Here is a 22,076-nt window from a genome sequence, read left to right as displayed (position 1 = left end):
GGCAAGATGGAGCGCGTGGACGCGGAGCTGTTCGGCAGGGAGCGCGCGGAGGTCGCGCCGGGCGCCGTGCACGCCCCGGACTGGCTGGGCGCCGACCGGCAGCGCGAGCTGCTGGCCGCCTGCCGGGAGTGGGCGCGGCCCCCGGCCGGGCTGCGCACGGTCCGCACCCCGGGCGGCGGCACGATGACCGCCCGGCAGGTCTGCCTGGGCTGGCACTGGCACCCGTACGCCTACGCCCGCACGGTCGTCGACGGCGACGGGACGCCCGTCAAGCCCTTCCCGGCCTGGCTCGGCGCGCTCGCCCGGGGCGCGGTGGCCGACACCCTCGGCCCGGCCGCGGTGCCGGCGGAGCCGTACGACATCGCGCTGATCAACTTCTACGACGGCGACGCCCGGATGGGAATGCACCGCGACGGTGACGAGCGGTCCGATGCTCCGGTGGTCTCCCTGAGCCTCGGCGACCGCTGCGTGTTCCGCTTCGGCAACACCGACGCGCGCACCAGGCCGTACACCGACGTCGAACTGCGCAGCGGGGACCTGTTCGTGTTCGGCGGCCCGTCCCGGCTCGCCTACCACGGTGTGCCGCGCGTCCACCCCGGCACGGCGCCGCCCTGGCTGGGCCTGACCGGACGGCTGAACATCACCCTGCGGGTGAGCGGCCTGTGACGGCGGCGCAGTCCACCGATGATCCGGATCATGGGAGACTCCCCCTCATGAGCGGCGACGCGGATCCCCGGACGGCGGGGGAGAGGACCACCTCGAGGGCACGGCTGGACCGGGGACGCGGTGCCCTGGGACCCGCGCTGGAGCTCGTGCACACCGGACGGGCGCCGACCCGTGCCGTGCTCACCGCCGAACTCGGTGTCACCCGTGCGACGGCGGGTGCGGTGGCCGCCGAACTGGAGGCGCTGGGCCTGATCCGGGTGGACGCCCGGCCGGGGGCGGCGGCGGGCTCCCAGGGCCGCCCCTCGCACCGGCTGGAGATCGCCGACGAGGGCCCGGTCGCCCTGGCGGCGCAGGTCCATGCCGACGGGTTCCGGGCCGCGCTGGTCGGGCTCGGCGGGCGGATCGTGGCCACCGCGCCCGGCTGCGAGACCGTCGACGCCGACCCGGCGAAGGTGCTGCGGTCGGTCGTCGAGGCAGGAGCCGAACTGCTGCGCACCACCGGCCGCCGCTGCGTCGGCGCCGGACTCGCCGTGCCGTCCGCCGTCGCCGAACCCGACGGTCTCGCCCTCAACCCGCTGCACCTCGCCTGGCCGGTCGGCGCCCCGGTGCGGCGCACCTTCGCCGAGTGCGTGCGCGACGCAGGCATCACCGGACCGGCGTTCGCGGGCAACGACGTCAACCTCGCCGCGCTCGCCGAGCACCGGCACGGCGCCGGCCGGGGCGCCCGCGACCTGCTGTGCGTGGCCACGGGGCACCGCGGCGTCGGCGGCGCGCTGGTCCTCGACGGCCGCCTGCACACCGGCAGTTCGGGCCTCGCCCTGGAGGTCGGCCACCTCACCGTCAACCCCGAGGGCAGGCCCTGTCACTGCGGCAGCCGGGGCTGCCTGGACGTCGAGGCCGACCCGCTGGCCCTGCTGGTGGAGGCGGGCCGGGAGCCGGGTCCCGAGGTGTCGCTGCTCCAGCAGGCCAACGACCTGCTGCGCACCCAGTACGGCGATCCGGCCGTCCGCCGGGCCGCCGAGGCCCTCATCGACCGCCTCGGTCTCGGCCTCGCCGGACTGGTCAACATCCTCAACCCCGACCGCATCATCCTCGGCGGCCTGCACCGCACGCTCCTGGACGCCGACGCCCACAGGCTGCGGGCGGTCGTCGCCGACCGCAGCCTGTGGGGACAGAGTGGCGGCGTACCGATCCTGCCGTGCACCCTCGACCACAACAGCCTGGTCGGCGCGGCCGAGTTGGCCTGGCAGCCGGTACTGGACGACCCACTGGGGGCGTTGGCCGCCTAGACGGCGGACACGCCGCCGGAGCGCATGCGAGCCACCCGGGCGGGCGAGCCACCCGCGCGGCCGAGCCACCCGGGCGGGCGAGCCACCCGCGCGGGCGTGCCGGACACGCACCGCGATCGGGCCACCGGTTCGCCGCCGCGGCCGGGGCGGATCCGGCCGGCGGCGCTCCGCCTCTCGTCCTCCGCGCGCCGCACCGCTCCGGAACCGGGCGGACGAACAGTGATCCGCGTGATCGGGCCAGGCCCGCCCAATCGTCCCGTACGCCCGTCGTCGTAGACCGCGCGAACCCCTTCCGCCGACGCTGGCCTTGGAACCGGGAGCCGGGAGATGGGGCAGCTCGCCGCCGGGGGCACCGCCGTACGCGCGGCTCGATCGTCTCGTCCACCGGAGTGCGCGGTTCTCGGCTCGCGCCTGTCCGAGTTCACGGCCGGCCGACGCGGACGGCGTGCCGTGGACATGCCTTCTCGCACGGCCAGGCGTGCCCGGTCCGCCTCCGTCACACGGCCCGGCGGCACGCCACGAGGAGCAGCGCGCATCCCCTCCGCGTACTCCCCGGGACGTACGCGTACTGCCGCCGGCCGCACGACGACCCGGAGCACCTCGCGGAGGGAGCCTCTTGGCATCACCCGAAGACCGACGCCGACGAGGGAGACGACCGACATGCAGACCCTGGCCGACTGGGACGGCGGACCCGGCCCCTGGATCCTGTTCTTCCCGCTGATCTGGGCGGCCGTCGTGCTCGGCGCCGTCACCTTCCTTCGCCGCACCGGCCTGCGCGGCCGCGGCGGCCCCTGGCGCCCGCTGGACGGTGGGCGCCCGGCGGGCGACTCGCCGCTCGCCGTCCTGGGCCGCCGCTTCGCCGCCGGGGAGATCGACGAGGAGGAGTACTGGCGGCGCCTCTCCGTCCTGGAGGAGCACTTCGGCCGCATCGGCAAGGGCGGTGCGGCATGACCACCACGACCGCCCCGCGCGCCGCGGCCCGCGTGACCGGCGCCGTGAAGGTGTACGGCGGTGGCGACACCGCCGTCCGCGCCCTGGACGGCGTGGACGTGGCCTTCCCCGCCGGACGCTTCACGGCGATCATGGGCCCGTCGGGCTCCGGCAAGTCCACGCTCATGCACTGCGCGGCCGGCCTCGACACGCTCACCGCCGGGACCGCCCACATCGGCGACACCGAGCTCGGCGCGCTGGACGACCGCCGCCTGACCCTGCTGCGCCGCGACCGCGTCGGCTTCGTCTTCCAGGCGTTCAACCTGGTGCCGACGCTGACCGTCGCGGAGAACATCACGCTGCCGCTGGACCTGGCCGGCCGTACGGGCGACCACGCGTGGATCGACGCGCTCGTCGACGTCGTCGGACTGCGCGACCGGCTGCACCACCGGCCCGCCGAACTCTCCGGTGGGCAGCAGCAACGCGTCGCCGTGGCACGGGCGTTCGCCGGCCGGCCGGACGTCGTCTTCGCCGACGAGCCGACCGGCAACCTCGACTCCCGCTCCGGCGCGGAGGTGCTCGGCCTCCTCGGCCGGGCCGTACGGCACATGGACCGCACGGTCGTCATGGTCACCCACGACCCGGTGGCCGCCGCCCACGCCGACGAGGTGCTCTTCCTCGCCGACGGGCGGCTCGTCGACCGGATGGAGTCCCCGACCGCGGACATGGTCCTCGACCGCATGAAGGCCTTCGAGGTGCGGACATGAACACGACGCTGCGGCTCGGCCTCACCTCACTGCGCGCGCACCGGCGTCGCTTCGCGGGTACGTTCCTCGCCGTGTTCCTCGGTGTCGCCTTCCTGACCGGCACCCTCGTCATGGGCGACACGCTGCGCGCGAGCTTCGGCAACATGTTCGGCGAGGCCACCAGCGGCACCGACGCCGTGGTGCGCGGCGCCGACGCCATCACCACGCCCGGCGAGGCCCAGGGGGTGAGGCGGCCGGTGCCCGCCTCGCTGGCCGAGACGATCGAGCGGGTCCCCGGTGTGGCGGCCGCCGCCCCGGACATCCAGGGCGCGGGCCAACTCGTCGGCTCCGACGGCAAACCCGTCGGCGGTCAGGGCCCGCCCACCCTCGCCGGCAACTGGATCACCGACCCCGGACTGAACCCGTACCGGATCGCCGAGGGCCGTGCCCCGGCGAGGTCCGGCGAGGTCGTGGTCAACCGGGGGGCCGCGAAGAAGGGCGGTCTGAAGGTCGGCGACACCACCACCCTGCGCACCCCGGACCCCGTGCGGGTGACCATCGTCGGGCTCGCCACGTTCGGCGGGCAGGACGGCATGGCACAGGTGACCTTCACCGGCATGACCACCGCCGACGCCGGGAAATACCTCACCGCACGCCCCGGGCAGGCGGCGAGCATCGCGGTGCGGGCCGGGCCCGGAGTCGGCCGGCGGCAGCTGGTCGACCGGCTGACCCCCGTCCTGCCCGCGGGGGTCGAGGCCATCACGGGTCAGCAGTCGGCCCGGGAGAACACCGACATGATCTCCAGCCAGTTCCTGACCGTCTTCACGACGTTCCTGCTGGTCTTCTCCGGCGTCGCCCTGCTCGTCGCCACCTTCTCCATCCACAACACGTTCGCGATCGTGGTCGCCCAACGCACCCGGGAGAACGCCCTGTTGCGCGCCCTCGGCGCCGCACGTCGTCAGGTCACCACCTCGGCTCTCGCCGAGGCCGCCATGGTCGCGCTCGCCGCGTCCCTCACCGGCCTCGCCGGCGGTGTCGGTATCGCCGCCGGTCTGCAGGCGCTCTTCCCGGCGATCGGATTCCCCTTCCCCGAAGGCGACTTGGTGATCAGGACACTCTCGATGGTCCTGCCGTTCGCCGTGGGCGTGCTGGTCTGCCTCGGCTCCGCGCTGCTGCCGGTCCGGCGCGCCGGACGCACCGCCCCCTGGCAGCCCTGCGCGAGACGGCCGTCGACGGCTCCGGCGCCTCCCGTCCCCGCGCGATCGCCGGCGCCGCCCTCGGTGCGGCGGCTCTCGCCGCGACCCTCACCGGCGTCCTCGTCACGCCCTCGCTGTGGCTGGCGGGAACCGGCGCCCTGCTCGCCCTCGCGGCCTTCGTGGTCCTCGGCCCGGTCGCCGCCGGTACGGCGGTACGCCTGCTCGGCGGCCCCCTGGACCGGCTGCGCGGCGTCACCGGCGGCCTCGCCCGGCGCAACGCCGTGCGCAGTCCCGGGCGTACGGCCGCCACCGCGAGCGCGCTCATGATCGGCGTGGCCGTGGTGTCGCTGTTCACCGTGTTCGGGGCCTCGCTGAAGGCCACCATGGACCAGACGGTGTCGCGGTCCTTCGCGGGCGACGTGGCCGTCAGCACCCCGTCCTTCGGCGCGGGCGGCAGCGGGCTCAGCCCCCGGCTCGCCCCGGCCCTGCAACGGCTGCCGGAGGTCGACACCGCCGTCGGACTCGGCCGCGGGGTCGCCGAAGTCAACGGCAGGGGCCGCGCGTTGACGGTCACCGACCCGGTGGCCCTCGCCCGTACCTTCGACCTCGGCGCGGTCACCGGTTCACTGCGCGACCTCGGCCGTGACGGGCTCGCGCTGACCCGGACGGAGGCCGCCCGGCAGCACCTGCGCACCGGTGACACCGCCCGGCTCACCTTCACCGGCGGCAGGAGTGAGACCTTCACCGTCCGCGCGGTCTACGGCCGTTCCGAACTCGTCGGCGACTACGTCGTCACCCGGTCCGCCTGGGCCCCGCACCGCACGCAGGACTCGGACGGTCTGATCGCGGTCACGTTCAAGTCCGGCGTGGACGCGGACGCGGGCAAGGCGGCCGTACGGAAGGTCGCGGCGCGGTACGGCAATCCCGAGGTCCAGACCCGGGACGAGTACGCGCGGTCCTCGGCGGGCGGCATCGACATGATGCTCACCCTCGTCTACGCCCTGCTCGCCCTCGCGGTCGTCATCGCCCTGCTCGGCATCGCCAACACGCTGACGCTCGCGCTGCACGAACGCACCCGGGAACTGGGTCTCCTGCGGGCCGTCGGGCAGACCCGCGGCCAGTTGCGGGCCATGGTGCGCTGGGAGTCGGTCCTGGTCGCCGCCTTCGGGACGGCGGGCGGGCTCGGCCTCGGCACCTTCCTCGGCTGGGTGCTGGTGAAGGCCTCCGACGGCGCCGGTGACTCGGCGTTCACCTTCGCCCTCCCGCCGGTACGGCTCGCGGTGATCCTGCTCGTGGGCCTCACCGCGGGGGCCCTCGCCGCCCTCCGCCCGGCCCGCCGAGCGGGTCGCCTCGACATCCTGCGGGCGATCGGGACGGAGTGAGCGGGACGGGACGCCGGGCGGTCCCGGTCCCGGAGTTGGTCACCGCCCGGTCGGGCGACTGCGGCCGACCGGGCGGAGGTCTGGTGTCCCGCGCAACCGCGGGGACGGGGTGAGGGCGCGGCTCCCGGCGGCTCTTCGAAGGCGGGCGCCGGGGTGAGTGGAGCGAGAGTGGAGGCGGGGTTCGGTTCGCGGCGTCGGCCGATGCGACACCGCGCCCGGAGCACCGGCTGCCGTCAAGGCTGCCCGGCCGTCACCCGAGCCGTGGCCCCGGAGTTCCCCGCGCCGTCAGCTGAAGCGGACCTGCCGCCCGGAGCACCGGCACCGACCGGAACCCCGGCACCGACCGGAGCCACCGCATCCACCGAGTCCCGGTGGCCCACCGGCGCGCCCGCACCGACAGGCGTGCCCGCACCGACAGGCGTGCCCGCACCCACCGGAGCCGAGGCACCCCGCTGAGCACCCGCAGCGACCGGAGCCACCGCATCCACCGAGGCCCGGGCGCCCACCGGAACCCCGGCCCCCACCGGAGTCGGGGTCGCCCCGCCGAGGGGCACCGTCGTACCGATGACGACCGGGGCGCCGGTCCGTGCGGGCTCGGTCGCCGGAGCCGGCCGCGTCTCCGGCCGGGCCGCCGCGGGCTGCCGCTCCGTCGCACGGTGCGGCGCACGCGCCGCGTGGGCGCGCACCGCGGCCGGGGCGGGCAGCGTGAACCACACGATCTTGCCGTCGTCGCCGTCCGGCCGCGCCCCCCAGCTCGCGCTCACCGCGGCGACCATCGCCAGACCTCGCCCGCAGGTGGCCAACGGGGTCGCGTCCGGCGCGTCCTCGGCGTCGGCCAGCACGGGAAGACGCGGATCGTGGTCGCGCACCGAGACCGTGAGCCGGTCCGGCAGCAGCTCCAGCTCGACGGTGCATGACTTGTCGGGCCTGGCGTGCCGGTGGACATTGCTCAACAGCTCGGTCACACCGAGCGCGGCCCGGTCTATCAACGGGTCCATATGCCAGTAGCGCAACTGCGCAGATACGATTCTGCGGACCTGGCCGATCCGCGACGGCAGGGCTTGGAGCTCCACCGTGCAGTGCCTGCTTGGATGACTGATCACGGCTGCGACTCCCCGATGTGAGGTCCGGAAGGAACCGAATTCCGGAGGACCGGAAGAACACGGAGAACAACGGATCCAGCAGGGTGCTTGCGTCCAAACGTCCGCCTGCTGTCGTGGCCGGCGGGCTGGTTCGCAGCGTTATCGCCGGTAAACCCAGAGTGACGTGGGACCAGCGTGACGCAGCGCGGGAACTCCCGCAACTCGCCGCGACCGACCGCTGCTCCGCGTACCCGTCCCCGTCTCTCAGCCGCCGCGGCCGGCCGCCCTGCGCACCGCCTCGATGAACCGCCGCGCGGCCGGCGGACCCGCCTGACCCGGCGCCGGATCGTGCTCGCCCAGCGTCAGCAGGTACCGATTGCCGTTGAGGTCGGCCAGTGCCCGGTCGTCCGGCGCGAACCACGGCTTGGACGCACGCACCGCCTGCACGGGCGCGCTGTCTATCTCGCTGCCGTAGCTGGTGAGCAGCTCCAGCCTGCCGTCGTTGATCCGGACCTGTCCGGCCCGGGTGAGCGAACGCAGCCGTTTGCCGATCCGCACGCCCGTGGCCGTGAATTCCGGCTCCGCCATCCCTCGCAGCCCCCTTGCGCGTGTCTTCGTGGTTCCGTGGGCGCCCCTGTTCGGGGCGATCGTCCCGACGCGTGCAGTCTGCCCCGATGCGGCGTGGAGCACCAGTACGCACGGGGCCCGTGCGACGACCCGCCGGAGCACTCGCGCCAATGCGCCCCCGGAATCCTCGTACTTCTGTGCCTCAGGGCGTCTTTGGGTGGCTCAAAGATGCGTTTATGCAGGTGGGAAGCGGTATGAATGATGCCTATGCTCGAAGGGTCGGGCGCGTGAAGCGCCGTCGGCGCCCAGCGTAAGGAGCACCGTCGTGAGCACCATCCCCCAGGCCCGGACCGGCGCCACCCTCGACGTCGACCGCAGTGACGCCGCCTACCGTGTGTGGCTGAAAGAAGCCGTCCGCAAGGTGCAGGCGGACGCCAACCGGTCGGCGGACACCCACCTCCTGCGCTTCCCGCTGCCGGAGCGGTGGGGCATCGACCTGTACCTCAAGGACGAGTCGACCCACCCCACCGGCAGCCTCAAGCACCGGCTCGCCCGCTCGCTGTTCCTCTACGGCCTGTGCAATGGCTGGATCCGTCCGGACCGGCCGGTGATCGAGGCGTCCAGCGGCTCCACCGCCGTCTCCGAGGCCTACTTCGCGAAGCTGATCGGCGTGCCCTTCATCGCCGTCATGCCGCGCACGACGAGTGCCGAGAAGTGCCGTCTCATCGAGTTCCACGGCGGTCGATGTCACTTCGTCGACGACTCGCGGAAGATGTACGAGGAGTCCGCCCGTCTCGCGGTGGAGACCGGCGGCCACTACATGGACCAGTTCACCTACGCCGAGCGGGCCACCGACTGGCGCGGCAACAACAACATCGCCGAATCGATCTTCCGGCAGCTGGAGTTGGAGCGGTTCCCGGAGCCGGCGTGGATCGTCGCGACCGCGGGCACCGGCGGCACGTCCGCGACCCTCGCGCGCTATGTGCACTACATGCAGCACGACACCCGCATCTGTGTGGCCGACCCGGAGAACTCCTGCTTCTTCGAGGGTTGGACCACCGGCGATCCGGACGTCACCTGCGACTGCGGCTCCCGGATCGAGGGCATCGGAAGACCGCGCATGGAGCCGAGCTTCGTGCCCGGCGCGATCGACCGGATGATGAAGGTCCCCGACGCGGCGAGCGTCGCCGCGGTGCGGGCCCTGGAGCGGGCCATCGGCCGGAAGGCGGGCGGCTCGACCGGCACCGGGCTGTGGAGCGCGCTGAAGATCGTCTCGGAGATGGTGGCCGAGGGGCGCCGGGGCAGCGTGGTCACGCTGCTGTGCGATCCGGGCGACCGGTACCTCGACAAGTACTACTCGGACGCGTGGCTCGTCGGCCAGGGCCTGGACATCACCCCGTACGCCACGGCCATCGACACCCTGCTCGCGACGGGCGTCTGGCCCGACTGAGGCCGTCCGGGGCCGGGCGCCCCGAGGCCCGGAGGCCGATCCGCTCCGAGGATCCGGTGCTACCGCAGTCGCCGGTCCAGCGCCGTCACCGCGGTGCGGAACGCGCGGCCGACGCCCGGCCGGATCAGACGGCAGACCAGCCGGAATGCTGCCGTGCCGTCGAGCGCGAAGGTCATCCGGACCCGGGTTCCGGTGCCCGCCGGGGTGAGCCGCCACTCCTCGACCCAGGCGCGGGCGCCCGGCGTGTTGGTCACGTCGACCCGGTAGGCGTACAGCTCGGGCGCCTTCGCCGCGAGGATCGTCTCCTCGAAGCGGGTGCCGCCGCGCAGCCGGACCTCACGCCCGCCCTCGGTCGGCCGGGCCGAGGACACGGCCGAGAACCATGCGGGCCAGCCCTCCAGGTCCTCGGCGAGGGCCTGGAAGACGGCGCCGGGGGCGGCTGCCATGTCACGGGTGAACACCAGCCGCACCGGCGCGGTCTCGACGAACTCCGGACCGACCGGGCGCAGACGCTGAGCCATGACGACCCACCCCTCGTGAAGTGCCGTACGGAACAACGGCGTTGACGGCCAGGCTAACTGACGAGACGTCAGATGTCGTCGTCGCTCTCGTAGCTGCCCTCGTCGTCCTGCTCGCCCGCCACGATCAGCCGCGGCAGATGCTCGGAGATCTCCGCGCGCGCGTCCCCCGGCAGGCCCGCGTCGGTGACGAGCGTGTCCACCTGCTCCAGCGTCGCGAAGGAACTCAGGCCCACCGTCCCCCACTTGGTGTGGTCGGCGACCACCACGACCCGGCGCGCGGAGTGCACCAGCCGCCGGTTGGTCTCGGCCTCGGCGAGGTTCGGTGTGGACAGCCCGGCCTCCACCGATATGCCGTGCACACCGAGGAAGAGCACGTCGAAGTGGAGCGCGGCGATCGCCTGGTCGGCGACCGGTCCCACCAGCGAGTCCGACGGGGTGCGCACACCACCGGTCAGCACCACCGTGGCCGCGCCCTGCCGCTGGCCCGAGGTCCGCTGCGCCGCGTGGAAGACGTCGGCGACCCGCACCGAGTTCGTCACCACGGTCAGATCGGGCACCTCCAGCAGGTGCTGCGCGAGCGCGTACGTGGTCGTACCGCCGGACAGGGCGATCGCCGTACCCGGGGCGACCAGCCGCGCCGCGGAACGCGCGATGTCCTCCTTGGCGGTCAGCTCCAGCCCCGACTTCGCCTCGAAGCCCGGCTCGTGGGTGCTGGCCTCGACCACCGGCACCGCGCCACCGTGCACCTTCTCCAGCACGCCCTGGCGGGCGAGCGCGTCGAGATCACGGCGCACGGTCATGTCCGACACGCCGAGCTTGCGGGTCAGTTCGTTCACCCGCACACCGCCCCGGCGCCGGACCTCGTCCAGGATCAGGGCGCGGCGCTGCTCCGCGAGGAGGTTCTGATTCTCGCTCACGTACGCTCCGGTCCTTTCGCCGACAACCGTCCGACACGACCCCGGCACCAGCTCCGACCAGGACCTTCCCGCAGCCTGAGAGGCGCGGGCGTCCCATCTTTTCACGGGTCGCCACCAGTTGCGCCACCCGCCTGACGCGACGCGCACATGCCAATCAGGCGTCTCTCGCCCCGCTTGCCCGTCACCCGGATCGGGGAGATTCCGTGACAACGGCTGTGTGCCGCCGGGCGACCCGAGATCGTGGAGCGCGCACGGACAGGCCTTCAGGTGTCGGGGGAAGTGCGAGAACAGTGGAACGCGCGCGGGAACGGACCACCGGGCGGCCGGCGACCGGGACACCGGACGGACCCGGCATCACCGGGCACCCGGCCGCCGCAGTGGCGGGCGGCCCGGAGACCGATCTGGAACTCCTGGTGCACGGGGTCGGCGGCACGACCCCGGAGAAGATGCTCGGTGATCCGCGCACGGTCCGGATCACCGGCGACGACACTGCCGCCGTCTTCCGGCGCGCCGAGGACGCCGAGCCCGGTACGCACCCCGGTCAGGGGCCCGTCCAGGAGGCGTACGTCTGGTGCAACCTCACCTCCGGCGACGGCAGCCGTGCCCTGTGGCTGTTGCTGCTGCCCTTCATGGTGGTGAACCTCGCCCACTGGATGCGCCCCGCCGCACCGGGCCGCCCCCGCGTCGTCCGGCTCTACGGCCTCCTCGTGCGCCTGGCCGCCCTCACCCTCACGGTGCTGCTGGTGGCCGCCGCCTGCGAGGTGGCCCTGGACCTGGTGGCCTGGCAGTGCGCCGGTGTCCGCGCCTGCGCCCGCCGCCACTCCTGGCTGGGCTTTCTCGCGCCCGGCCCGGTGAACGCCGCCTGGTGGACCGCCCCCGGCCGCCGGCTCGCCCTCGCCGCCACGATCCCCGCCACGCTCGTCGCCCTGCTCTGGTACCTCTCCCACCGCACCTGGAACGCGTACGAGTCCCACCAGCCGATGTCCTCCGCCTCGCTCCCGGCCGCCGGGGACACCAGTCCCGGCGGCGCCGTGCCGACCCCGCCCGGCACCGACGACGGGGGCGGGGCCCGGGACGGAGAGCCCGCTCCGAGCCCCGAGGACACCCGTGGGGGCGGCGCGAGCGAGGCGATCGACGCCGACCCCGCCGGTGACGGGAGCGCCCTGGCCCGGCCCGGGTTCTGGTACGGCCGACGGCTCGTGGCACGGCTGCGGGCCGCGCACACCGCCGCCGGGCTGCTCACGGTGGCCTCCGCCGTGGCCACACCCGCCGTCCGCTTCGACCACCGGCCCGGCGGCCCCGCCGTCCTGGGCGTCCTGGGAGCGCTGCTCACCGTCGCGATCGTGGCCTGGGCGGCAGCCGTGGTGGGCGTGGTCTGCGGGCGGGGCCGCAGCGAGAACCGGCTCGACCGCCGCCTCGACCGGCAGCTCGTACGGGGCCTGCCGCTCGGCGCCCTCGGCCTGCTGCTGCTCACCCTGCTGTACGCCGGCTGGACCCGACCCGGCTGGCGGTCCGGGGGCCGGCTGCCCGGGGACCCGGCCTTCGGCGCCCTGATGTCGGCCCAGGGACTGCTCGTGGTCGCCCTCGCCGCCGTCGCCGGGTATCTCCACCGGCGCCGTCCCGATCCGCGCGCCGGGATGCGTGGTCTGGGCGGCCCGGCCGTCACGCTGCTCGCCTGCGCACTGGGGGGTGTGATGTCCGGCGGGGTCGCGCAACGCGTCGCCGACTGGCTGGACGGCACCCGCGCCCTGCTGCCCGGGCCGCCCGTGCTGCTCACCTGGCAGGCGTCCGCGATCCCCGCCCTGCTCGCCGTCCTGCTGCTCCTGGCCGCCCGGCTGACCGTGAGCACCGCCCGGCACGCCCGCGCCGAACGCGCCCGGGTCCGCCACGAGCACCCCGGCGAACCCGAGGACCCCGCCCGCACCCGCGCCATCGCACACGCCCGGGCCATGGCGGGCCTCACCGACCGGGCGCCGCTCGTCCTCGCCGTGCTCACCGCCACCACCCTGCTGCTGGGCGCCTCGGCCCTGGCCGGCGCCCTGCTCACCGGCCGGACGCCCGACGGCGCGGCCCACCGCGCCCACCACGCCGTCCAAGCCGTCGCCCAGACCTCGCAGGCCCTCGGGTCCTGGCTGGTCGGACTCGGCTTCCTGCTGTTCGTCACCTGGGGCAGACGCGCCTACAAGGACGCCGCCGCCCGGCGCACCATAGGCATCCTCTGGGACGTCGGCACCTTCTGGCCGCGTGCCGCCCACCCCTTCGCACCCCCCTGCTACGCCGAACGCGCGGTACCGGACCTGACCTGGCGGATGGCGACCTGGACCCGGCGCACGGGAGGCCGCCTGGTGCTCTCCGGGCACTCCCAGGGCAGCGTCCTCGCCGCCGCCGCTGCCTGGCAGCTGACCCCGCCGGCACGCGGCCGGGTCGCCCTGCTCACCTACGGCTCCCCACTGGAGCGCCTGTACGGCCGCTGGTTCCCGGCCCACTTCGGCCCGCCGGCACTCGCCGCCCTGCACCGTGACGTGGCCTGCTGGCGCAACCTGCACCGGCGCACCGATCCCATCGGCGGACCCGTCCGCGTCCCCGACGACAGCACCCCGGAGGTGGACCTCGAACCCCTCGCGGACCCCCTCGCCTACGGCCGGACCCCCGACCACCCGCTGCCGGCGCCGATCCTCGGCCACTCCGACTACCAGGCGGACCCGGTCTTCACCCGGGAACGCGCCCGCCTGCTCGCCCGGCTGCGCCCCGGACTGCCGGGCCAGCGGCCCGAACCGGCCGCGCCGGACCCGGGCGGCGCGGGGACGCCGACGGGCCAGGACGTTCAGGGCAGCTCGGGCAGGTCCTCCGCGTAGAGCAGGGTCAGGTCGTCGGTGGTGGGGTCGGAGACCTGCGCGACCCGGCTCGCGTGCCGCTCCACCATCGCCTCGAACGTCTGCCGCGCGGTACGGCCGTTGCCGAACGCCGGACCCTTGGGAATCGCCGTGAAGTACTTCAGCAACGCCTCGGACGCGGCCGGCGTCAGCCGGTACTCGTGCTCGTCCGCCTGCTGGCCGACGATGCGCAGCAGCTCGTCCGGGCCGTAGTCGCCGAAGGTGATGGTGCGCGAGAAGCGGGACGCCACGCCCGGGTTGACGGACAGGAACCGGTCCATCTCCGCGGTGTAGCCGGCGACGATCACCACCACCGCGTCCCGGTGGTCCTCCATCAGCTTCACCAGCGTGTCGATGGCCTCCTTGCCGAAGTCCCGGCCGGCGTCCTCCGGCGAGAGGGCGTACGCCTCGTCGATGAACAGCACACCGCCGCGTGCCCGTTCGAACGCCTCCTGGGTGCGGATCGCCGTGGAACCGATGTGCTCGCCGACCAGGTCCACCCGGGAGACCTCGACTAGGTGTCCCTTCTCCAGCACCCCGAGCGAGGCCAGGATCTCCCCGTAGAGCCGGGCGACCGTCGTCTTGCCGGTGCCGGGGGAGCCGGTGAAGACCAGGTGCCGTTTGACCGAGGCCGCCTTCAGCCCGGCCTGCTGGCGGCGGCGGCCCACCTCGATCATGTCGGTCAGCGCCCGCACCTCGCGCTTGACGCTCTCCAGGCCCACCAGCGCGTCGAGTTCCCCGAGCACGTCCTTGGACGTCCGCACCGGCTGCGCCGGCTCGGCGGCGGCCACCGGCTCCTGTTCGGTGCTGCGCTGCCCCGGGATCGAGCCGAGCAGACCGGGGGACTCCGTCACCGTCTGCACGGCCGTCTCGCGGGCCGCCGGCGGCCGCAGGCTGCCGCTCTCGTCGCTGGTGCAGTCCTCCACGACCGGTCCCGTGCCGCTCCCGCCGTCGGAGCCTCCGTCGGCGAACTCGTAGCCACCGCGCGCGCACCGCTCCGTACGGCACTTGCGCAGCGTCGTGCGACAGCCGTCGATCACATGGAAGCCGTACCCCCCGCTGCCGCTGACCCGGCAGTTCAGGAAACTGCCACGGCCGCCCGCCGACACGTAGAAGCCCGCCTCGGAGGGCGAGTCGACCGTGCAGCGCTCGATGGTCGGGTCGGCGCCCTTGGTCACGATCACACCGGTCTGCGTGCCGTCCACGGTGCAGTTGTTGAGCGTGCCGCCGCTGCCGTGGTCCCGGAACCATGCGCCGGTGGCGGCGTCCCTGATCCGGCAGTCGTCGAGCTGCGCGGTCGCTCCGTCGCTGACCGACACGGCCGTGTTGCGCACCTGCGACAGATCGCTGTCCACGACGTCCGCGCGGGACCCCCGGTCCAGCACGAACAGCGCGTCGGGGACGTCGTGGACGCGGCAGGAGTCGAGCACGACCGTGGCGCCGTCGCTCACCCACACCGCCGGGTAGTCGCCGGTGCTGTCGAAGATCTCGCACTGGTTGGCGTCCACGCGGGTGCCCGGGTCCCACACCGAGAGGCCGTTGCGCCCGAACTGACGGACCGTCGTCCGCGTCAGGGTGAGCACCGAACGGGAGCGGAGGTCGACCGCGTTCTCCGGGATGTCGTGGATGCGGCAGTCCGCGAGGGTGAGCACCGCGTCCGTGTCCAGCGTGACCCCGTCGGCGGTGGTGCGGTGCACGTCGCAGTCGGTCAGATGCGCGGTGGCCCGCTGGGTGACCTGCACCCCCGAGCCACGGACCTCGTAGATCTCGCAACCGACGGCCTCCAGGGCGGAGTTCTCGCCGGTCGCGGTCAGCCCGGTGCCCGAGGCGTGGTGCACCCGGCAGCGCTCCAGACGCGGGTGGGCGCCGCCGCGGACCGCCACGCCCGCCTGGCCGGCGGCGACGACCTCGCACTCCTCGAACACCCCGCCGCCGCCGTCGAGTACGGCGATGCCGATGCCGGCCGGGTTGTCGACGGTGCAGCGCCGCACGGTCGGACGGGCGCCGCCGCGCACCTCGATGCCCGAGGCGGAACGCGTGACGATCCGCACGTCCGTCAGCTCGGGCGTGCCCTCCTCGACCAGCAGCGCGGGCGCGGCCGAGTCCTGGCCCTCCACGTGCAGGTCCTGAACCACCGCGGAGGCCCGCACGGTCAGCGGCACCCCGTCCACGGGGGCGATCCGCACGGAACCCGGGGACCCCTCGGGGCCACGGAGCGTCACCGCCCGCTGGACGACGAGGTTCTCCCGGTAGGTGCCGGGGGCGATGGTGAGGACGTCGCCGTCGGCGGCGGCCTCCAGGGCGGCGGCGAGCGATGCGTACTCACCCGTGCGGCGCCGCCACCGCGAAGTACCGGTGTGCGTCACCTGGACCGTGCCCTGTGCCATGGCGTTGCCGTGCCCCCACTTGTCGTACTGATGGCTCGCTCCCGGTGGGGCGTCGCCGCCGGTGCCGGGACCGCGAGCGTGCCCGGCCCTCGGCCCGGACGCGTCCGTGCTCCCGCATACCTGCACGCCCCTGGGTTCGCTCACCCGCGGGTCCTCGCCGAAAGCGCTTCGGCCGGTCCACCGTAGCGCGTGCGTGCACGGTGGGTTGACCAGAGCCGGAAGGCCGTCAACTGCCGGTGCCCGCCTTGCCCCAGTCCGGACCCGCGCGGTCCCAGGCCTGGTCCCAGTGCGCGTACCGGCGGCGGACCATGCGCCAGACGGCCGCGCGCCGGCCGCATTCGACCAGGGCCGCGGTCACCAGGGCGGCGCCGATTCCGGCGAGCACCGCGTGCGTCGCCGCCGTCGGGGAGTCCATCGGGCGGGTCGTCATCCGGCCGTGCGGGTCCGTCCAGAGCCGGAAGTGCTCTCCGGGACGCGGGGACTTGAGGTCCACCAGGACCGGGCCCCGTCTGCGGGTGCCGTCCGGTGCGGTCCAGCCGGCGACGACGCGGCTGCGCGCCTCGTGGGCCGTCGTGGTGTCGGGGTCGGTGTCCAGCGGGGCCTCGCCCAGGTCGCGTATCACGGTGGCCGTGACGAGATGGCGGTCGTGCCGCTGCTCGCGCACGGACCGCTGCAAGGAGTCCTGGGCGGCGACGCCGACCAGGCAGCCGAGCACGGGCGCGGCCACGGCGATCAGCACGAGTGCCACGAGGGCCACCCACGCCTCGGCCAGATCGGTCGCACGGCGCAGCGGATTGCGCCGCCAGCGCCACAGCCCCCTCAGTGCACGCATCTCCCCAACCCCCCTTTTCACGCCGTCAGGACACCCGGCGCGGGCGGTCGCCCCCGGTCCGGGCCGGGGGGTGAGCGGTCGGTCCCGGCCGGGACCCGTGACGAACGCGGTCTCTCAAGAATCTCTCATGCCCTCCCAACGACCGGGGGCCGTTCCCGGGTTCCCGGTCGCGGGACCCATCGGCAGGCGTCCGGAGGCGCGGCCGTCGGTCACCCCAGGACCCTGACCGGGTCCCCGATCCTGATCGTGCCGGTGGAGAGGGGAACGAGATTCTGGCCGAAGACCAGCCTGCCGTCGATCCTGCGGTGACGTGCCAGGGTGCGCAGCGGTTCCCGGCCGCGGACGCCGGTGTCCTGGTCGGTGGTGGTCACCACGCAGCGCGCGCTGGTCCTGGCGGCCCGCAGGACCACCTCCCCGATGGAGATCCGCGACCAGTGGTCCTCGGCCCAGGGCTCGGTTCCGGCCACGACGACGTTGGGTCGGAAGCGGTTCATGGGCAGGGGTCCCTCGTGGGCGCGGTCGCCCTCGGCCACCAGGGAGTTCAGGGCGTCCAGGGAGGCCGTCGTGGTGACCAGCAGGGGAAAACCGTCGGCGAAGCTCACCGTCTCGCCGGGCAGCGCGAACCGGGCGTCGACCGGGCGGCGGGTGGCCGGGTCGTCCATGTGCACGAGGCGGACCTCCGCCTCCAGGTAGGCGCTGCACCAGGCGTGCGCGGCCGCCGCCGCGGGGACCGCCTCGACCTTCGTGCCGAAGATGTTCACCGGCACGGTCGCCGCCGGCTCCGGGACCGTGACGGTCAGCGGCGCCCGGCCGGGCGCGGACAGACGAACGCCGCCGCCGGCCAGAGGCTCGGCGGCGGCAAGCGCCAGGCGCGGCTGCTCGCGCTGCGTGACGACCTTTCCCCCGTCGTCGATCAGTGTCCAGCGCCGGTCGCCGGCCAACCCCCAGGGCTCCACCACGGCCTCGCGGGGCGACAGGCCCCGGAACGCCTTGACCGGATGGACGTGGATCGACTGCACTTCGGCGTTTCCCATGCCGTCATCGTGCCAGGTGGCACCGACGGCACGGGGCGCCGGTCAGTAGCCGCGGTACTGCTGGTTGTTGTACGGGTCCTGGTAGGGAGCCGGCGCGGGCCGCGGCGCGGCCGGGCGCATCGCCTCGTACCCCGTGCCGGCCGCCATCGGGCGCTGCTGCTGCGGGGCCTGCGGACCGGGGTAGCCCCGCGGCGCGCTCGCCTGCTGCGGGATGTACGCCGTGGGCGCCTGCTGGAAGGGGGCGGGCTGCTGCATGTGCGGGTAGCCGTAGGCCTGGGGCTGCGGGGAGGGGGCAGCCGGCAGGGCGGGCAGGGCCGACGGCAGGGCCGGGAGGTTGCTGCCCGTGTCGTAGGCGGCGGGGACCCGGATCGGGGCGATCTGCGGGGTGCCCCGCTCGGCCACGAGGGAGTCGTAGATCGGGGTGTCCGGGAAGGAGGCGGAGTAGTAGCCGCCACCATAAGTGGAGCGGGGGGAGGTCATGGCACATAAGTTAAGCCCACGATGTGCTGGTTGGGGAGACCGATAAGAGGGTTGTTTTCCGTGTCGGCAGTGACCCGGGATCCCCAATCCGAGCGAACTTGGCAAAAAGGGACGGCGGCCGGCCTTCAGATCGTATAAAAGGCCAAGTCTCGGCCGGGTTACCGGCGGTTGACCGGCGATCTTTCCTGTGCGGGCCGTGGGAGTTCCGGGTGCCGAGGAATACGTTGTGCGGGTAGGGATGCCCCGGACCGCCGGGGTGGCCCGGCGGCCGATATGCGATGGGGGCGGGACATGACCATGCCGAAGGGATCGAACGTGCCGGTGCCGACCACGGCCCTGCGCGTGGAACTGGGCTGGCGCCCCGGACCCGGCGTGCCCGACGCCGACGCGTCGGCGCTCCTGCTCGCCGGGGGAAAGGTCCGCTCCGACGGGGACTTCGTCTTCTACAACCAGCCCGCCCACTCCTCCGGCGCGGTCCGCCACGAGGGCAAGCGCACGGCCGGGGGACAGGTGACCGACACGCTCACGGCCGACCTCGCGCGCGTGGAGGGCACCGTCGAGCGGATCGTCCTCGCCGCCTCCTCGGACGGCGGCTCGTTCGGGCAGGTGCCGGGCCTCTACATCGAGGTGACCGAGGCGGCGACCGGCCAGGTGGTCGCCCGCTTCGACAACCCCGGCGCGACCGTGGAGACGGCCTTCGTGCTCGGCGAGTTCTACCGCCGCCAGGGAAGCTGGAAGTTCCGCGCCGTGGGACAGGGCTACAGCAGCGGACTCGAAGGCCTCGCAACGGACTTCGGCATCACCGTGGACGAACCGCAGCACACCGCCCCGCCCGCGGCGACCGCCCGGACCACCCCGCCGGCCGCGCCGCCCCCGCCGGCCGGTCCACCGGTCGCGCTCCCCAGGACCGCACCCCCACCGCCCGCCGCCCCGCCGGCCGCTCCACCGTCCCCGCCGGTCCGCCTCTCCAAGGTCACCCTCACCAAGGCGGCCCCCTCCGTCTCGCTGGCCAAGCAGGGCGGCACGTCCGGGAACATGCGGGTGAACCTCAACTGGCAGACGCGCAAACAGACTCAGAGCTGGGGCGGCCGGTGGGGCGCCCGGCAGAGCGACATCGACCTCGACCTGTGCGCCCTCTACGAGCTCACCGACGGCCGCAAGGGGGTCGTACAGGCCCTCGGCAACGCCTTCGGCTCGCTGCAGCACCCGCCGTACATCCACCTAGACGGCGACGACCGCACCGGCGCCGTGGCGAGCGGCGAGAACCTCACCGTCAACCTCGACCGCACCCGGGACTTCCGGCGCATCCTCGTCTTCGTCACCATCTACGAGGGCGCCAGCTCCTTCGCCGACCTGCACGCCACCGTCACCCTCCAGCCGCAGCACGGCGCGCCCATCGACTTCTCGCTGGACGAGTGCACCGTCCCCTCCACGGTGTGCGCGCTCGCCCTGATCACGAACACCGGCGGCGATCTCGTCGTCCAGCGCGAGGCGCGCTACCTGGTGCCGGACCGCGGCGTGAGCCCGCAGCGGACCGTGGACCGCGCCTACGGCTGGGGCATGAACTGGACGCCCGGCCGCAAGTAACCGGCCTCAGCCCTCGTCGGGCACGGCGCCGGGGCGGGCGTAGGTGCGGCCCTTCCAGGCGGCGCCGCGCCCGCGGTAGTGCTGCACGGCGGAGTCGACCGTCATCAGCAGGTACAGGAACGCCGTGAACGGCAGCAGCGGGGCGAGCCACGGCGGCTGCCGGTAGTAACGCAGCATCGGCAGGTACGTCCCCGCCATCACCGCCCACGCCGACGCGCCCAGCACCGCCGTAGCCGTGTCCCCGCCGGCCGCGCCCACGACCACCGCGGCCGGCGGCACCAGGTACACCAGCGCCAGCCCGGCGACCGTGCCGAGAAGCAGCAGCGGGTGGTGCCGCAGCTGCGCGTAGGCGCTGCGCGAGACCATCCGCCACAGGTCGCCCAGCCGTGGGTAGGGCCGCACGCTGTCCACCCCGTCGGCGAGGCCCAGCCACACCCGGCCGCCGGCGCCCTTGACCGCGCGTGCGAGCGCCACGTCGTCGATGACGGCGTGCCGGATCGAGTCGGGGATGCGCGCCGCCTCCGCCATGCCGGCGCGCAGCAGCACGCAGCCGCCCGCCGCCGCGGCCGTACGGGACCCCTTCCGGCCGATCCGGCGGAAGGGGTAGAGCTGCGCGAAGAAGTAGACGAACGCGGGGACCACGAGCCGTTCCCACGGGCTCTCCACCCGCAGCCGCGCCATCTGGGACACCACGTCGTAGTCCCCGGTCCGGGCCGCCGCGACCAGTGCGCGCAGACTGTCCGGCGCGTGCGCGATGTCGGCGTCCGTCAGCAGCAGGAACTCGGGCTCACGCGCGCGTGCCAGTCCGATGCCGTACCGCACCGCCCACAGCTTGCCGGTCCAGCCCGCGGGCGGCTCACCCGGCGTGCCCACCGTCAGCGGCAGCCCGCCGGACCGCCGGGACAGTTCACGGGCCAGCTCCCCGGTGCCGTCCGTGCTCCCGTCGTCCACGAGGAAGACCTCCGCCCGTCCCGGATAGTCCTGCGCCAGCAGCGACGGCAGGCTCGCGGGCAGCACGGCGGCCTCGTCGCGGGCCGGTACGACCACGCACACGGACGGCCACTCCCGTGGCTCCCGGCGCGGTGGCAGCCGGACGTCGGTGCGCCAGAAGAAGCCCTGGCACAGCAGCAGCCAGCACCAGGCGGCAAGCGAGACGGCGGTGATCCACATCAGGGCGCTCACGGCCGCAGTCTGCCCCACCGGACCGGCCCGCGGCGGCGCATCGTCTATCGTGACCGGGTGAAGATCGCGCTCATGGACTCCGGAATCGGCCTGCTGGCGGCCACCGCCGCGGTACGGCGACTGCGACCCGACGCCGATCTCGTGCTCTCCCTCGACCCGGAGGGCATGCCCTGGGGACCGCGTACCCCCGAGGACCTGACCCGGCGCGCCCTGGCCGTCGCCGAGGCCGCCGCCGCCCTCGGCCCGGCCGCACTGATCGTGGGCTGCAACACGGCCACCGTGCACGCCCTGCCCGCGCTGCGCGCCCGGCTGGAGCCCGGCATCCCGGTCATCGGCACCGTCCCCGCGATCAAGCCGGCCGCGGCCGGCGGCGGCCCCTTCGCCATCTGGGCGACCCCGGCCACCACCGGCAGCGCCTACCAGCGCAACCTGATCGAGAACTTCGCCGACGGGGTGCGGGTGACCGAAGTGCCCTGCTGGGGGCTCGCGGAGGCCGTCGAGCACGCGGACGAGGCGGCCATCGACGCGGCCGTCGCCGCGGCGGCGGAGCTGACCCCGGACGACGTGACGACCGTCGTCCTCGGCTGCACCCACTACGAGCTGGTGGCGGAACGTATCCGCACCGCCGTGCAGCGGCCCGGCGCCGCCCCGCTCGTCCTGCACGGCTCGGCGGGCGCGGTCGCCGCCCAGGCCCTGCGCCGCCTGGGCGAGCAGCCGGCCCCGGACGCCCCGGCGGACGGCACGCTGACCGTGTTGCTGAGCGGCCGTGAGGGCGTGCTCCCCGAGCCCGCGCTGCACTACGCCGAGGGCCGGCTGCTGCCCTCCGCGGTCCGGGTCGCCGACCGCGGTTGACGGCTCCGCCGGCCCTGTCCACCCGTCCGTCCCCAGGTGGCCCGGCGGAGCGCATCCGGCTGGGCCGCACGGAGCAGTCACCCTCCGCGAGCGGCTACCGGCG

At 74.4% G+C, this 22,076-nt stretch carries 16 protein-coding genes and 2 pseudogenes; 9 read left to right on the top strand and 9 right to left on the bottom strand.

Annotation, left to right across the window (positions count from 1 at the left end; genetic code table 11):
* Positions 1 to 15 precede the first annotated feature (15 nt).
* From N8I86_RS05875 to N8I86_RS05855, 5 genes and pseudogenes are all read left to right on the top strand, one after another.
* Positions 16 to 666: an alpha-ketoglutarate-dependent dioxygenase AlkB family protein gene (locus N8I86_RS05875; RefSeq protein WP_263277286.1), complete on the top strand. Its 651-nt coding sequence runs from the start codon at positions 16 to 18 to the stop codon at positions 664 to 666.
* 47 nt (positions 667 to 713) lie between these two features.
* A complete protein-coding gene (locus tag N8I86_RS05870; RefSeq protein WP_263277285.1) occupies positions 714 to 1,955 on the top strand; it encodes an ROK family protein in 1,242 nt (413 codons plus the stop codon).
* A 660-nt stretch (positions 1,956 to 2,615) separates the two neighbouring features.
* On the top strand, positions 2,616 to 2,906 hold the full coding sequence (locus tag N8I86_RS05865; RefSeq protein ID WP_073894779.1) for an SHOCT domain-containing protein: 291 nt from the start codon (positions 2,616 to 2,618) through the stop codon (positions 2,904 to 2,906).
* Positions 2,903 to 3,652, top strand: coding sequence for an ABC transporter ATP-binding protein (locus tag N8I86_RS05860; RefSeq protein ID WP_123438762.1), 750 nt, complete (start codon positions 2,903 to 2,905; stop codon positions 3,650 to 3,652). Before N8I86_RS05865 ends, N8I86_RS05860 begins: the two co-directional genes overlap by 4 nt.
* Positions 3,649 to 6,209: pseudogene (locus N8I86_RS05855) on the top strand (ABC transporter permease). The gene N8I86_RS05860 and the pseudogene N8I86_RS05855 overlap by 4 nt, the downstream one beginning before the upstream one ends.
* A gap of 641 nt (positions 6,210 to 6,850) precedes the next feature.
* Here the strand turns inward: N8I86_RS05855 and N8I86_RS05850 are convergent.
* A pseudogene (locus tag N8I86_RS05850) lies at positions 6,851 to 7,312 on the bottom strand (ATP-binding protein); the annotation flags it as partial.
* A 243-nt stretch (positions 7,313 to 7,555) separates the two neighbouring features.
* Complete coding sequence (locus tag N8I86_RS05845; RefSeq protein WP_123438764.1) at positions 7,556 to 7,879, bottom strand: hypothetical protein; 324 nt, start codon at positions 7,877 to 7,879, stop codon at positions 7,556 to 7,558.
* 304 nt (positions 7,880 to 8,183) lie between these two features.
* Between N8I86_RS05845 and N8I86_RS05840 the strand changes: the two genes are divergently transcribed.
* Positions 8,184 to 9,308, top strand: a complete 1,125-nt coding sequence (locus N8I86_RS05840) for an L-cysteine desulfhydrase Cds1 (RefSeq protein WP_263277284.1) — start codon at positions 8,184 to 8,186, stop codon at positions 9,306 to 9,308.
* Between the two features lie 59 nt (positions 9,309 to 9,367).
* Here the strand turns inward: N8I86_RS05840 and N8I86_RS05835 are convergent, their stop codons facing one another.
* Both N8I86_RS05835 and N8I86_RS05830 read right to left on the bottom strand, forming a co-directional pair.
* Complete coding sequence (locus N8I86_RS05835; RefSeq protein ID WP_073894771.1) at positions 9,368 to 9,829, bottom strand: SRPBCC family protein; 462 nt, start codon at positions 9,827 to 9,829, stop codon at positions 9,368 to 9,370.
* Between the two features lie 68 nt (positions 9,830 to 9,897).
* A complete protein-coding gene (locus tag N8I86_RS05830; RefSeq protein WP_073894769.1) occupies positions 9,898 to 10,746 on the bottom strand; it encodes a DeoR/GlpR family DNA-binding transcription regulator in 849 nt (282 codons plus the stop codon).
* A 290-nt stretch (positions 10,747 to 11,036) separates the two neighbouring features.
* Between N8I86_RS05830 and N8I86_RS05825 the strand changes: the two genes are divergently transcribed.
* On the top strand, positions 11,037 to 13,601 hold the full coding sequence (locus N8I86_RS05825; protein WP_404830787.1) for a hypothetical protein: 2,565 nt from the start codon (positions 11,037 to 11,039) through the stop codon (positions 13,599 to 13,601).
* Here N8I86_RS05825 and N8I86_RS05820 read toward each other — a convergent pair.
* From N8I86_RS05820 to N8I86_RS05805, 4 genes are all read right to left on the bottom strand, one after another.
* Complete coding sequence (locus tag N8I86_RS05820; protein ID WP_263280071.1) at positions 13,571 to 16,006, bottom strand: right-handed parallel beta-helix repeat-containing protein; 2,436 nt, start codon at positions 16,004 to 16,006, stop codon at positions 13,571 to 13,573. The two genes, N8I86_RS05825 and N8I86_RS05820, sit on opposite strands and share 31 nt — an antisense overlap.
* A 226-nt stretch (positions 16,007 to 16,232) precedes the next feature.
* Positions 16,233 to 16,838, bottom strand: a complete 606-nt coding sequence (locus tag N8I86_RS05815; RefSeq protein ID WP_073894765.1) for an Rv1733c family protein — start codon at positions 16,836 to 16,838, stop codon at positions 16,233 to 16,235.
* Between the two features lie 209 nt (positions 16,839 to 17,047).
* Positions 17,048 to 17,872, bottom strand: coding sequence for an MOSC domain-containing protein (locus N8I86_RS05810; protein ID WP_263277283.1), 825 nt, complete (start codon positions 17,870 to 17,872; stop codon positions 17,048 to 17,050).
* Positions 17,873 to 17,914: 42 nt separating this feature from the next.
* Entirely contained in the window at positions 17,915 to 18,352 is a 438-nt protein-coding gene (locus N8I86_RS05805) for a DUF6643 family protein (protein ID WP_073894762.1), read from the bottom strand.
* 297 nt (positions 18,353 to 18,649) lie between these two features.
* Between N8I86_RS05805 and N8I86_RS05800 the strand changes: the two genes are divergently transcribed.
* Positions 18,650 to 19,939 (top strand): TerD family protein, encoded by a 1,290-nt coding sequence (locus tag N8I86_RS05800; protein WP_263280070.1) that lies wholly within the window; start codon positions 18,650 to 18,652, stop codon positions 19,937 to 19,939.
* 6 nt (positions 19,940 to 19,945) lie between these two features.
* On the opposite strand, the gene N8I86_RS05795 is transcribed toward N8I86_RS05800, so the two are convergent.
* Positions 19,946 to 21,109 (bottom strand): glycosyltransferase, encoded by a 1,164-nt coding sequence (locus tag N8I86_RS05795; protein ID WP_073894759.1) that lies wholly within the window; start codon positions 21,107 to 21,109, stop codon positions 19,946 to 19,948.
* A gap of 69 nt (positions 21,110 to 21,178) precedes the next feature.
* On the opposite strand from N8I86_RS05795, the gene N8I86_RS05790 reads away from it, so the two are divergent.
* Entirely contained in the window at positions 21,179 to 21,973 is a 795-nt protein-coding gene (locus N8I86_RS05790) for a glutamate racemase (protein WP_073894757.1), read from the top strand.
* Positions 21,974 to 22,076 lie beyond the last annotated feature (103 nt).

It is taken from the genome of Streptomyces albidicamelliae (assembly GCF_025642175.1).
Taxonomy (GTDB): Bacteria; Actinomycetota; Actinomycetes; order Streptomycetales; family Streptomycetaceae; genus Streptomyces; species Streptomyces albidocamelliae.
This window is presented reverse-complemented; position numbering and strand designations above follow the sequence as displayed.

Bases quoted from the DNA above. Each gene is read 5' to 3' on its own strand.
- N8I86_RS05860 (WP_123438762.1), top strand. From the start codon at position 2,903: ATGACCACCACGACCGCCCCGCGCGCCGCGGCCCGCGTGACCGGCGCC.
- N8I86_RS05810 (WP_263277283.1), bottom strand. From the start codon at position 17,872: ATGGGAAACGCCGAAGTGCAGTCGATCCACGTCCATCCGGTCAAGGCG.
- N8I86_RS05795 (WP_073894759.1), bottom strand. From the start codon at position 21,109: ATGTGGATCACCGCCGTCTCGCTTGCCGCCTGGTGCTGGCTGCTGCTG.
- N8I86_RS05800 (WP_263280070.1), top strand. From the start codon at position 18,650: ATGCCGAAGGGATCGAACGTGCCGGTGCCGACCACGGCCCTGCGCGTG.
- N8I86_RS05820 (WP_263280071.1), bottom strand. From the start codon at position 16,006: ATGGCACAGGGCACGGTCCAGGTGACGCACACCGGTACTTCGCGGTGG.
- N8I86_RS05835 (WP_073894771.1), bottom strand. From the start codon at position 9,829: ATGGCTCAGCGTCTGCGCCCGGTCGGTCCGGAGTTCGTCGAGACCGCG.
- N8I86_RS05815 (WP_073894765.1), bottom strand. From the start codon at position 16,838: ATGCGTGCACTGAGGGGGCTGTGGCGCTGGCGGCGCAATCCGCTGCGC.
- N8I86_RS05865 (WP_073894779.1), top strand. From the start codon at position 2,616: ATGCAGACCCTGGCCGACTGGGACGGCGGACCCGGCCCCTGGATCCTG.
- N8I86_RS05805 (WP_073894762.1), bottom strand. From the start codon at position 18,352: ATGACCTCCCCCCGCTCCACTTATGGTGGCGGCTACTACTCCGCCTCC.
- N8I86_RS05845 (WP_123438764.1), bottom strand. From the start codon at position 7,879: ATGGCGGAGCCGGAATTCACGGCCACGGGCGTGCGGATCGGCAAACGG.
- N8I86_RS05870 (WP_263277285.1), top strand. From the start codon at position 714: ATGAGCGGCGACGCGGATCCCCGGACGGCGGGGGAGAGGACCACCTCG.